Source organism: Bradyrhizobium sp. USDA 4354, from assembly GCF_054060315.1.
Window position 1 is genome coordinate 5,881,619 of the sequence record NZ_JBSSDC010000001.1, and the last position, 11,839, is coordinate 5,893,457.

General features: G+C 64.4%; 9 protein-coding genes. 6 read left to right on the forward strand and 3 right to left on the reverse strand.

The annotated features are described in order from the left end of the window. Positions 1 to 140: 140 nt before the first annotated feature. Positions 141 to 2,111 (forward strand): hypothetical protein, encoded by a 1,971-nt coding sequence (locus tag ACVIIV_RS27450; protein WP_456746930.1) that lies wholly within the window; start codon positions 141 to 143, stop codon positions 2,109 to 2,111. Between the two features lie 304 nt (positions 2,112 to 2,415). Here the strand turns inward: ACVIIV_RS27450 and aspS are convergent, their stop codons facing one another. Further along, positions 2,416 to 4,188, reverse strand: coding sequence for an aspartate--tRNA ligase (gene aspS, locus ACVIIV_RS27455; protein WP_456746931.1), 1,773 nt, complete (start codon positions 4,186 to 4,188; stop codon positions 2,416 to 2,418). 196 nt (positions 4,189 to 4,384) lie between these two features. Here aspS and ACVIIV_RS27460 point away from each other — a divergent pair, with 196 nt between their 5' ends. Beyond that, positions 4,385 to 5,857 (forward strand): protein adenylyltransferase SelO, encoded by a 1,473-nt coding sequence (locus tag ACVIIV_RS27460; RefSeq protein WP_456746932.1) that lies wholly within the window; start codon positions 4,385 to 4,387, stop codon positions 5,855 to 5,857. Positions 5,858 to 5,973: 116 nt separating this feature from the next. Here ACVIIV_RS27460 and ACVIIV_RS27465 read toward each other — a convergent pair whose 3' ends face one another. Beyond that, positions 5,974 to 6,507, reverse strand: coding sequence for an REP-associated tyrosine transposase (locus ACVIIV_RS27465; RefSeq protein ID WP_456746933.1), 534 nt, complete (start codon positions 6,505 to 6,507; stop codon positions 5,974 to 5,976). A 192-nt stretch (positions 6,508 to 6,699) separates the two neighbouring features. On the opposite strand from ACVIIV_RS27465, the gene ACVIIV_RS27470 reads away from it, so the two are divergent. Genes ACVIIV_RS27470 through ACVIIV_RS27485 form a run of 4 tightly spaced genes read left to right on the forward strand, consistent with a single transcriptional unit; the run spans position 6,700 to position 10,716 of the window. Then, positions 6,700 to 7,557: a phosphodiesterase gene (locus ACVIIV_RS27470; protein ID WP_456746934.1), complete on the forward strand. Its 858-nt coding sequence runs from the start codon at positions 6,700 to 6,702 to the stop codon at positions 7,555 to 7,557. Beyond that, positions 7,554 to 8,504, forward strand: coding sequence for a carbohydrate ABC transporter permease (locus ACVIIV_RS27475; RefSeq protein ID WP_456746935.1), 951 nt, complete (start codon positions 7,554 to 7,556; stop codon positions 8,502 to 8,504). The genes ACVIIV_RS27470 and ACVIIV_RS27475 overlap by 4 nt, the downstream gene beginning before the upstream one ends. Next, a complete protein-coding gene (locus ACVIIV_RS27480) occupies positions 8,501 to 9,370 on the forward strand; it encodes a carbohydrate ABC transporter permease (protein ID WP_456746936.1) in 870 nt (289 codons plus the stop codon). The genes ACVIIV_RS27475 and ACVIIV_RS27480 overlap by 4 nt, the downstream gene beginning before the upstream one ends. Before the next feature lie 11 nt (positions 9,371 to 9,381). Next, complete coding sequence (locus ACVIIV_RS27485) at positions 9,382 to 10,716, forward strand: ABC transporter substrate-binding protein (RefSeq protein WP_456746937.1); 1,335 nt, start codon at positions 9,382 to 9,384, stop codon at positions 10,714 to 10,716. Between the two features lie 92 nt (positions 10,717 to 10,808). Here the strand turns inward: ACVIIV_RS27485 and ACVIIV_RS27490 are convergent, their stop codons facing one another. After that, on the reverse strand, positions 10,809 to 11,798 hold the full coding sequence (locus ACVIIV_RS27490; RefSeq protein ID WP_456746938.1) for a zinc-dependent alcohol dehydrogenase family protein: 990 nt from the start codon (positions 11,796 to 11,798) through the stop codon (positions 10,809 to 10,811). Positions 11,799 to 11,839: the final 41 nt, after the last annotated feature.

Sequence of the window (11,839 nt, forward strand, 5' to 3'; positions counted from 1 at the left end):
CCTCGGTGGCAACATCCGATTGCGTCCCTATCAACAGGGCGCGCGGTCAAACATTTGAAAACCATAGCTTTCCCTGGACCGCGCGGCGTTTCGCGAATATGGCAGGTTGCGCAGTGCAGAACGAGCAACTGGAGCTGGGAATGAAGCGAATCCTGATCGGCCTGATGGTCGCAGCAGTGCTCGGAGCGGGCGGATGGTTTGGCTTCAATCTCTACGTCCAGCATCGCGCGATCAGCGAGGTCGAGGCGGCGTTCGACAGGATCCGTTCGAGCGGCGGCAAGGCGAGCTATGGCAAGGTCGGGTTCGAGCTGCAAACCCGCACGCTGACGATCGAGGACATCGCGGTTGAGCCGGGCAACCAGCCGCAGGCCCACGTCAAGATCGCTGCCTTCAAGAGCACCGGCGTCCGCCAGGTCGATGAGAGGCATTTTGCGGCAGACAGCATCGACATCTCGGGATCCGAGGTCGCGCTCGATGAGGTCGGCCCCGGCAAGCTGAAAGTGGCCTACAAGATCCCGCAGATGACTCTGCGCGACTATGCCGGCCCTCTTCACGTTCAAAGCGTGCCGGCATCGGGCTCCCTGGTCGGCGCGTACCGGTTGGTGCTCGACCAGCTCGCGAGCGTGACGGCAACGTCCGTGACGGCCCCGTCGCTCAGCATCAATTTCGACGCCGGCAGCAGCGTCGGCAGCGGTGAAGTGGTCTATTCCGGCCTCGCGTTTCAAAACCTCGGCCGAGGCAAGGTCGATGCGATGAAAACGGAACGCGCCGCCTTCACGATCAACATTTCCCAGCCGGGCAAGGCGGACAAGCTGACCGGCGAGATCGCCGCCATCCTCGTCAATGATTTCGATGCGACCGCGATCCTCGCCGCGCTCGATCCGCAGACGAGCGGTGACGACAGCTTCCGCCGGGTCTACCGGCAAATCTCGACCGGCCCCTGTGTGCTGAAGTCGGCGCTGGGGGTGCGTATGGATATCGACGGCTTCGCCATGGAGGATATCGACGTGCAGCCGTCGAAACTCCACTTGTTCGAGATGTTTGCCATGCCGCCGCAGGACAGGTCGGCGTCGCCAACGCCGGCGCAAGCGCGCGAGTTGATGGAGAAGGTCGCCGGATTCTACGGCGCCATTCGCATCGGCAAGGCCGAGATCGGCAGGACCTCGATCGGCACACCGCAGGGAAGCGCGAAGATCAACGCGATACGCTACCGGCTGGGTGAATTCGCGATCGAGGGCGTCGATGCACCCTCGCCGCATGGCCAGTTCAAGATGGAGCGCTTCGCGCTGAAGTCTTTCAGCTTGCCAAACCTGATGCGCTGGGCGTCGGGCCTCACCAATCCCGGGCAGCCCCCCTCGCCCGAGGAGATGCTGGGCCTGTTCGGCGTGCTCGAAGGCGCCGAGGTCAAGGGCGTGGTGGCGCCCCATAACAACGCGCGGCAGCCTATCACCGTCGACACGATCAGCCTGAACTGGGGCCAGCTGGTGGGATCGATCCCGAGCAAGGCCAGTCTGGTTGTGAAGATGGTCACGCCGACCGATCCCGCCAATCCGGCGCTGCAGCCGCTGATCGTGGCAGGCGTCGACAAGCTCGCGATCGACCTCGATCTCGGCGCTGCCTGGACGGAATCGTCAGGCGCATTCGCGCTTGCGCCCGCCACGCTCGATCTCGGCAACCTCGCCAGGGCGCAGGTGAGCGTGGCCCTTGCCAAGGTGCCGCGCGACCTCTTCACCACGACGGACCCCTCCGAGGCTATGGATCAGTTGGCGCAGGTCGAGACCGGCGCAATCGAGCTGTCGTTGCGCGACCGCGGCGTGGTCGATCTGGTCGTGGCCCAGTTCGCGCGCATGCAGAATGTCAGCCGCGACACCGCGCGCAGCGCCATCGTCGCGATGATCCGGGCGCAGGGCGAGAAGATCGCAGCCTCCAATCTCGATGCCAAGGTCGCGGTCGATGCACTCGCCGGCTTCGTCGAGACTTCAGGGCAAACGCTGAGCATCAGGCTGACACCGCTCGGCAATCTGCCGGTGCTTCAGCTGGTCGATGTGCTCGACAACGAACCGATCATCGCGCTGGCGCAGTTCAGGATCGAGGCATCGACGGGGTTGTAGGGCTTATCGCTGCGAAAGAGGTGACAGCTAACCTGGTGAAAATCCCTCCCCGTCATTGCGAGGAGCTCTTGCGACGAAGCAATCCAGAATCCCTCCGCGGAGACACTCTGGATTGCTTCGCTGCGCTCGCAATGACGGCGGAGAGAGCGGACCCAGTATCAGCAGATCGACTCGCGGAGACTCCCCCTCACCCGCCTCGCATCTTCGATGCGACATAGCCGAAGCTATGCTTCGGCGTCTCTTTAGAACGGCCGCTGAAGGCGGCCTATGCTCTCCCCGCAAGCGGGGAGAGGCGAAGAGCCACTCACTTCTGCGGCAGGTTCACCCGGATGTGCAGCTCGCGGAGCTGCTTGGCCGTGGCTTCCGACGGTGCGCCCATCAGGAGGTCCATGGCCTGCTGGTTCATCGGGAACAGCGAGATCTCACGCAAATTTGTGGTGCCGCACAGCAGCATCACGATGCGGTCGACGCCCGCGGCCATGCCGCCGTGCGGCGGCGCGCCATACTGGAAGGCGCGGTACATGCCGCCGAAGCGGTCGACCACTTCCTGCTCGCCGTAACCTGCGATCTCGAACGCCTTCACCATCGCTTCCGGCACGTGGTTGCGGATGCCGCCCGAGGCGATCTCGTAGCCGTTGCAGGTGATGTCGTACTGGAACGCCTTGATGGTCAGCGGGTCCTGGCTCTTCAGCGCCTCCAGGCCGCCCTGCGGCATCGAGAACGGGTTGTGCGAGAAGTCGACCTTCTTGTCGTCCTCGTTGTACTCGTACATCGGGAAGTCGACGATCCAGGCGAGCTCGAACCGTTCCTTGTCGGTGAGGTTCAATTCCTCGCCGACCTTGTTGCGGGCAAGCCCAGAGAACTTCCAGAACTTGTCGGGATCGCCGGCGACGAAGAAGGCGGCATCGCCTTCCTTGACACCGAGCTGCGCGCGGATCGCGGCGGTCCGCTCAGGCCCGATGTTGTTCGCGAGGGGACCGGCGCCCTCGCCGCCCTCGCGCCACATGATGTAGCCGAGGCCGGGCTGGCCCTCGCCCTGCGCCCACGAGTTCATGCGGTCGCAGAACGCGCGGCTGCCGCCGCCCGCAGCCGGGATCGCCCAGACCTGGTTCTTGGGATCTTCGAGCATGCGCGCGAACACCTTGAAGCCGGAGCCGCGGAAGTGCTCGGAGACGTCCCGCATCTCGATGGGGTTGCGCAGGTCGGGCTTGTCGCTGCCGTATTTGCGAAGCGCCTCGGCGAACGGGATGCGGCGCCAGCCCTTCGTCACCGGCTTGCCCTTGGCGAACTCTTCAAAGACGCCCGTGATCACCGGCTCCATCGCCGCGAACACGTCTTCCTGCGTGACAAAGCTCATCTCGACGTCGAGCTGGTAGAACTCGCCGGGCAGACGGTCGGCGCGCGGGTCCTCGTCGCGGAAGCAGGGCGCGATCTGGAAGTAGCGGTCGAAGCCCGACATCATCAGAAGCTGCTTGTACTGCTGCGGCGCCTGCGGCAGCGCGTAGAATTTTCCCGGATGAATGCGCGAGGGCACCAGGAAGTCGCGCGCGCCTTCCGGCGAGGACGCGGTCAGGATCGGGGTGTTGAATTCGAAGAAGCCCTGCCCCTCCATGCGCCGGCGCATCGACTTGATGATCTCGACGCGCGTCATGATGTTCTGGTGCAGTTTTTCGCGACGCAGGTCCAGGAAGCGATACTTGAGCCTGATGTCTTCGGGGTATTCCTGGTCGCCGAACACCGGCAGCGGCAGGTCGCCGGCCGGGCCCAGCACCTCGATCTCGCTGACATAGACCTCGACCTTGCCGGTCGGCAAATCGTCATTGTCGGTGCCTTCGGGGCGGCGGCGGACCTTGCCGTCCATCTTGACCACGAATTCCGAGCGCAGCTTTTCGGCCAGCGAGAACGCCGGCGAGTCCGGGTCGACCACGCACTGGGTCAGGCCGTAATGGTCGCGCAGGTCGATGAACAGCACGCCGCCATGGTCGCGGACGCGATGGACCCAGCCGGAGAGGCGGATGGTCTCGCCGATGTTGCTCTCGCGGAGCGCGCCGCATGTGTGTGACCGGTAGCGATGCATGGTCGTCCCAAAATCAATGTCGAAAGGAAGCGAATCGGACGGCCTGTCACGGCCGGTCCGAAGTTGCGGCAGGGTTTAGCCGACGAGACCCAAGGCGGCAACCAAGGGAACGGCCTGTTTTGGACCCGGACCGCCATTTTTGGCTTATCAGAGGGCAAGGCTTTGCCATCAGGCGTTCCAGCCCTATCTTGAGCCCATGACGGTCCATTTCCCCTTCCAGAACTCCTATTCGGCGCTGCCGGACAGCTTCTTTGCCCGCGTCGCGCCGACCCCGGTGGCCGCGCCCCGGCTGATCAAGCTGAACCGGCCGCTGGCGCTCCAACTCGGGCTTGATCCGGACCTGCTGGAGACCCCGGAAGGGGCCGAGATCCTGGCCGGCAAGACGGTTCCCGCCGGAGCCGATCCCATCGCCATGGCCTATGCCGGCCACCAGTTCGGGCAATTCGTGCCCCAACTCGGCGACGGCCGCGCCATCCTGCTCGGCGAGGTCATCGACCGGGACGGCGTCCGCCGCGACATCCAGCTCAAGGGCTCGGGCCCCACCCCGTTCTCCCGCCATGGCGACGGCCGCGCCGCGCTCGGGCCGGTCCTGCGCGAATATATCGTCAGCGAAGCGATGTTCGCGTTGGGCATCCCGACCACGCGCTCGCTCGCCGCCGTCGTCACCGGCGAGCACGTCATCCGCGAGACCGCGCTGCCCGGCGCGGTGCTGACGCGTATCGCCTCCAGCCATATCCGCGTCGGCACCTTCCAGTTCTTCGCCGTCCGCCGCGACACCGAGGCGATCCGCCGGCTCGCCGACCACGTCATCGTCAGGCACTATCCGGACTTGCTCCAGGCGGAGCGGCCCTATCACGACCTGCTCGCCGCCGTGGTCGCGCGACAGGCCGAGCTCATCGCGCGCTGGCTGCTGGTCGGCTTCATTCACGGCGTGATGAACACCGATAACACGTCGATATCAGGTGAGACGATCGACTACGGTCCCTGTGCCTTCATGGACGCCTACAACCCCGCGCAGGTGTTTTCGTCGATCGACGAGATGGGCCGCTACGCCTATGCCAACCAGCCGCGCATCGGCCTGTGGAATCTGACGCGCCTCGCCGAATGCCTGCTGCCGCTGTTTTCCGACGAGCAGGAGAAGGCCGTCGCCGAAGCCCAGGACATTCTCGGCGCCTTCGCCGAAACGTTCAGTGCGGCGTATCAGGCCGGCCTGCGCCGGAAGGTCGGCCTGTTCACGGAGCGTGACGGCGACGATGCGCTGATCCAGGATCTGCTCGATGCCATGGCGAAGAACCAAGCCGACTTCACCCTCACCTTCCGCAAGCTCGGTGAGGCCGCTGGCGATGACGCGGCCGACGTGCGCGCGCAGTTCATGGAGCCCGCAGCGTTCGACGAGTGGGCCGGCCGCTGGCGCGCGCGCATTGCGCTAGAGCCGCAGAGCACAGCCGAGCGGCAGGCCGCCATGCACGCAGCCAATCCCATGTTCATCCCGCGCAACCACCGCGTCGAGGCCGTGATCCAGGCCGCGGTGAACGACGACGATTACGCGCCGTTCGAGGAGCTGGTGAAGGTGCTGGCAAAACCGTTCGAAGATCAGCCGGAGTATACGGCCTACGCCGATCCGCCGCTGCCGGACCAGCGGGTGCTGCAGACGTTCTGCGGGACGTAGCGACAAACGCGGTGCGTAGGGTGGATTAGCCGAAGGCGTAATCCACCACTTCTCAACTCTCGGTTAAAGAGGTGGATTACCCAATCCACCCTACGAACTACGAGCTACCGCACTCGTCACGCCCGTTCCCCGAATTCGCCGACGTGCTTCTTGTCTCCACCCCAATCCTTCGGAAACAATCCCGCACGGACGTCGCGGTGAAACGAGGAGTACGGCCAGTCGCACACCTTCGACACGTGCCCGTGCTTGACCGGATTGTAATAGCAATACTCGACATGGCGCGCGTAGTCGGCCTCGTCACGGATCAGATGCTCCCAGAACCGGCGCTGCCAGATACCGCGTTCGTTGCGTGCGGCACGGACAGCGCTCAGCCGCTCGTTCGCAGGAAGCGCTTTCGCAAATCGCGTCTTGATCAGCCGCCAGCGGACCGAAAAGTTGGCGTCGCCCCGCGGCAGCTTCCAGATCGCGTGGAGATGATCCGGCAGAACCACGAAAGCCTCGATCTCGAAGGGATGGATCCGGCGCGTTGCGGCGACCGCGCCTCGCAAGATCTTGATCTCGTCGGTCAAAAGCGATTTCCGCCGATCAAGCAGGTTCACGGTGAAGAACCAGCATCCTCCGGGAATGAATGCGCGGCGATAGTCAGGCATGAACCCTCGATAGCACAACTAGACGTTGGCACACAGAGGTGGATTACGCCTTCGGCTAATCCACCCTACGACGTCGGCGCCTGTGGACTCGGGAACCGCTGTCATCAAACTGAAACACACGCGCTCTAACGGGCTGGCAGCGCCGTCTTGCCGGAGGCGCCGATCCTCCAACCGTCCCGACTCAGGCGCGCCATGCCCTTCAAATTCATCCACCTCACCGACACGCATCTCGCAAATCCCGGCTTGACGCTCTATGGGCTCGATCCGCGCGCCCGGCTGGACGCGGCAATTGCCGACATCAACAGGCACCAGTCCGACGCTGCGTTTGCGGTGGTGACCGGCGACCTCACCCATTGGGGCGAGGCTGAATCCTACGCCAACTTCGCCGAGGCGATGGCCGCACTGAAGATGCCTTACATCGCCATGGTCGGCAATCACGACCGCCGCGTCACCTGCCTCGACGCGCTGAAGGCCGCGCCGCGCGATTCCAACGGCTTCGTGCAGGGCACGCGCACCACCGAGCACGGCCTGTTCGTCTTCCTCGACACGCTGGACGAGACCAGCCATGCCGGCGAGATGTGCGCAAGGCGCCTCGGCTGGCTGGCGAGCACGCTCGCCGCAGCGCCGGCGGACATGCCGTTCGTCGTGTTCATGCACCATCCGCCCTTCCCGGTCGGCGTCCACGCCATGGACGAGATCGGGCTGAAACAGAGCGCCGAGTTCGCCGAAGTGATCGCGCCCTATCGCTCCCGCATCCGCCACCTGTTCTTTGGCCATGTGCACCGGCCGATCTTCGGCAGCTACGGCAAGATCCCGTTCTCGACGCTGCGCGGCACCAACCACCAGGTCTGGTTCGAGCTTGACGCTGCGGCTACCGAGCACCTCGCCAGCCACGAGCCGCCGGCCTACGGCGTCGTGCTGATCGACGACGAGAACCTCGTCGTGCACAGCCACGACTTCCTCGACCAAAGCCTGCGCTTCCCCTTCGAACCACCCGCGGGAATGGACGGCCGCGACTATGCGCTCAATTTTCCCGGCGCGGTGAAATGAGCCTCGCTGAACCCGCGGCTCTCCCGGTCGCGACGTCGGCGGCACCACGTCTGCACGTCCTGAAGCGGTTCATGGACCGCTTCAGGGCCTCGCTGCCGGCCTATCTGCTGCTCTTGCCCTCGCTGATTTTCCTCGCGCTGTTCACCTATGGCGCGATGGGGCGCGTGCTCGTCGATGCGCTCTATCAGCGTGCCACGCCGAAGGCGCCCGTGCGTTTCGTCGGGCTGGACAATATCAGCGCGGTGCTCACTGATGGCGCCTTCACCGGCGCCGTCGTCAACAACCTCATCTACGCCGTCGGCACGGCAGTGCCGAGCATCGGACTTGCGCTGTTGTTCGCGCTGGCGCTGTCGCGCACCCATGCCGTGAACAGCGCGCTACGCGCCGCGCTGTTCCTGCCGGTGCTGATCCCGATGGTCGCAGCTTCCGCGCTGTTCCTGTTCATCTTCCTGCCCAATGTCGGCCTGCTCGATTATTACATCGGCCGGTTGCTGCCGGTGCTACCGAACTGGCTCGGCGACCCCGACATCGCGCTCTATGCGATCATGATCATCACGATCTGGAAGAACGCCGGCTATTACATGCTGTTCTTCCTCGCCGGCCTCCAGGCCGTGCCCGAGGATGTGATGGAGGCCGCGCATCTCGACGGCGCCGGACCTTACATGCGTCTGCGCCACATCATCCTGCCGGAGCTCAAGCCCACCTTCCTGTTCGTCACCGTCATCGCAATCCTCAACGCGGTGACGCAGGTCGATCACGTCTTCGTCATGACCCAGGGCGGGCCGTCCAACTCGACCAACCTCGTGCTGTTCTACATCTACCAGCAGGCGGTCGAGCATTACGACATCGGCAAAGCCTCGGCTGCGACGCTGCTGACACTCGCCGCGCTGATGGGCCTCACCGCGCTCTCCTTCCGCACCATGGCCAACCGCGAGGGCGGGCCATGAAGCTGATCGACCGGCTCTACAAGGACGCCCCGCTCGCCACCCGCGGCGAGATCACGCCCAAGCTCGGCTTTTTGCTGACCGTGCTGCTCGCGATCGTCTGGCTCATCCCCTTTCTGTGGATGGTCGTGGCGACGCTGCGCCCGGCCTCCGACGGCATCAACGCCATGGCCGAGCTGATGCCGAGCCTGAAGCCGACGCTCGACAATGTCAGGGACGCCTGGGAGATCGGCGATTTTCCGCGCTATACGATCAACACCACGATCATCTGCACCGGCATCCTCTTGGTGCAGTTCGTCACGATCACGCTGGCGGGCTTTGCATTCGCGCGCCTCGCCTTCGCCGGCAAGACGCTGATCTTCTACCTGTTCCTGATGCAGCTGATGCTGGTGCCGGTGCTGCTGATCGTGCCGAACCTGTCGCTGGTGGCGCAGCTCGGCCTCTATGACACGCTCACCGGCGTGATGATGCCGTTCTTCGCCTCCGCCTTCGGCACCTTCCTGATGCGCCAGGCGTTCGAGGCCATTCCGGCCGAGCTGGAAGACGCAGCCCTGATCGACGGCGCCAGCCTGCTCCAGCGCATCCGCCACATCTACGTGCCGCTGTCGATGCCGAGCTTCTCGGCGTTTGCCATCATCTCCGTGACCAGCCACTGGAACGACTTCCTGTGGCCGCTGATGGTGATCAATTCGCCGGACAAGCGGCCGCTCACGGTCGGCCTCTCCGTCTTCACCAAGACTGCCGAAGGCACGCAGGCCTGGGGCACCATCGCCGCGGGCACGCTGATGGTGATCGCGCCGCTGCTCGTCGTCTTCCTGATCTTCCAGAAACGCTTCATCAGCTCTTTCGTCACCTCAGGCATCAAATAGGAGATTTTCCGATGCTGCTCTTCCGCAGGCTCATGCTCGGCCTTGCCATGGCAGGTACTATGGCAGGCGCCCTCGCCCTCCCGGCCCTCGCTGGCGAAGGTCCGACCGAGGTCGACCTGTTCTTCCCCGTCCCCGTCGACGGCAAGCTCGCCCGCGACATGGGCACCTTGATCAAGGAGTTCAACGAGACCCATCCCGACGTCAAGGCGACCGCGGTCTACACCGGCTCCTACGACGACACGCTGATCAAGACGCGCGCCGCGATCAAGGCCGGCAAGCCGCCGGCGGCCGTGATCATGTCGGCGAATTTCCTGCTCGACATGCAGATCGAGAACGAGCTCACCAATCTCGACAGCCTGATCGCTGCGGACGGTATCACCAAGGAGAAGTTCTTGGGCCAATTCTTCCCGGCGCTGCAGGGCAACGCCGTGATCAACCGCTCGGTCTACGGCGTGCCGTTCCACAATTCGACGCCGTTGCTCTACATCAATGCCGACAAGGCCAAGGAAGCGGGCCTTGATCCGAGCAAGCCGCCGCAGACCTGGGCCGAGGTCACCGACTGGGCCAAGAAGCTGACCAAGCGCGACGGCGACAAGGTGACCCAATGGGGCATCGCGATCCCCTGCGCCTACGACTATTGCGGCTGGATGATGGAAACGCTCACCATGAGCAATGGCGGGCGCTACTACAACGAGGAGTTCGGCGGCGAGGTCTATTACGACACGCCCTCGATGCTCGGCGCGCTCACCTGGTGGAACGACCTCATCTATAAGCACAAGGTGCACGCGCCCGGCGCCACGCCTGGGCCTGCCGTCAGCACCTCCTTCATCTCCGGCAACGCCGCGATGATGATGCTGTCCACGGGCTCGCTCACCTACGTGCGCGACAACGCCAAGTTCGCCTACAAGGTCGCCTTCATCCCGCGCAACGTCCGCAACGCCGTGCCGATCGGCGGCGCCTCGCTGATCGTTCCGGCTGGTCTCGAAGCCAACAAGCAGAAGGCCGCCTGGACCTTGATCAAGTGGATGACCTCGCCCGAGAAGAGCGCCTGGTGGAGCCGCGCCACCGGCTATTTCGCGCCCAACATGGCCGCCTACAAGACGCCTGAGATGGTCGAATTCCTGGGCAAGAACCCGGACGCCAAGACCGCCGTCGAACAGCTCGACGTCGCAAAGCCGTGGTTTGCGACCTACAAGACCGTGCCGGTCCGCAAGAACCTCGAGGACGAGGTGATGCTGGTCCTGAACGGCAAGAAGCAGCCGAAGGAGGCCCTCGCCGCCGCCCAGAAAGCTGCCGACGAGACGCTGAAGCCGTACAATGCGGAGACCTCGCTGAAGCTGCCGTAAGGCCGGCACCTCATCGCGCAAACAAACTTCGGCGCTCCGTCATGCGGGGCGCCGAACGCGTTTTCGGGAGCGCTTAGATCGTCACCGCGACCTCAGATCGTTACCACGATCTTGCCGAACTGCGTGTTGGACTCCAGAAAGCGATGCGCCTCGACGATGTCCTCGAACCGGAACGTCCTGGCGATAACAGGCTTCAACGCGCCATCCGACAGCCCGTCGAGAATGAACGCCTTTGCCTTCGCAAGGCGCGCGGGATCGCGGATGATCTCGTGCACGAGGTAGCCGCGCACCGTCAGGCTCTTGCCGAGTACGTTGAAGAGCGGGAACGGCGTCGGCTCGGGGCTCAGGCCGCCATACTCGATCAGGATCCCGCCCGGCGACATCGCCGCGGTCAGCGGCTCGAACGCGGGACCACCGACGGCGTCAAATACCACCCGGACGCCCTTTGAACCGGCGATCTCCAGCAGTCGCGCTCCGATGAGCTCCTCGTCCGAGGCGACAACGTGGGTGGCGCCGGCATCGAGCAAGGCCCGCCGCTTGATCGAGGTCCGCGTCAGGGCGACCGGCACAGCGCCGATCCGGTTCGCAATCTGGATCGCCGCGAGCCCGACGCTGCTTGATGCCGCCGTGATGACAACGATATCCCCTGGCCCAAGTCCGGCGATGTCGACCAGCGCACCATAAGCTGTCAGATACTGCATCCACACCGCAGCAGCTGCCTCGAAGCCAAGCTCGGGCGGATGCTTCACGATGAGTTCGGCTGGAAAGGTCGCGATCTCGGCATAGGCCGGCCATCGCACCATCGACAGCGGCGGGACGATGCTCACGATATCGCCTGGCACAAAGCCGGTCACATCATCCCCGACCGCTTCGACGACGCCTGCCGCCTCCAGGCCCAGCCCCGACGGAAACGTCGCGCTCTCGATATAGGTCCCCCTTCGCAACAGGGCCTCGGCACGGTTGAGACCAAGTGCCCTGACCCGGATCTGCACCTCGCCCGTTGCCGGCGGCGGGACATCGACGGTCTCGATGCGCAGGACGTCGGGACCACCATGGTGATGAAATCGAACGGCGCGCGCCATGGATGCACTCCAAAACAGTTGAACTGAATGGAGCTATGCCG

Excerpts from the sequence above, each read along its gene's own strand:
- ACVIIV_RS27450 (WP_456746930.1), top strand. The coding sequence starts at position 141 with ATGAAGCGAATCCTGATCGGCCTGATGGTCGCAGCAGTGCTCGGAGCG.
- aspS (WP_456746931.1), bottom strand. The coding sequence starts at position 4,188 with ATGCATCGCTACCGGTCACACACATGCGGCGCGCTCCGCGAGAGCAAC.
- ACVIIV_RS27460 (WP_456746932.1), top strand. The coding sequence starts at position 4,385 with ATGACGGTCCATTTCCCCTTCCAGAACTCCTATTCGGCGCTGCCGGAC.
- ACVIIV_RS27465 (WP_456746933.1), bottom strand. The coding sequence starts at position 6,507 with ATGCCTGACTATCGCCGCGCATTCATTCCCGGAGGATGCTGGTTCTTC.
- ACVIIV_RS27470 (WP_456746934.1), top strand. The coding sequence starts at position 6,700 with ATGCCCTTCAAATTCATCCACCTCACCGACACGCATCTCGCAAATCCC.
- ACVIIV_RS27475 (WP_456746935.1), top strand. The coding sequence starts at position 7,554 with ATGAGCCTCGCTGAACCCGCGGCTCTCCCGGTCGCGACGTCGGCGGCA.
- ACVIIV_RS27480 (WP_456746936.1), top strand. The coding sequence starts at position 8,501 with ATGAAGCTGATCGACCGGCTCTACAAGGACGCCCCGCTCGCCACCCGC.
- ACVIIV_RS27485 (WP_456746937.1), top strand. The coding sequence starts at position 9,382 with ATGCTGCTCTTCCGCAGGCTCATGCTCGGCCTTGCCATGGCAGGTACT.
- ACVIIV_RS27490 (WP_456746938.1), bottom strand. The coding sequence starts at position 11,798 with ATGGCGCGCGCCGTTCGATTTCATCACCATGGTGGTCCCGACGTCCTG.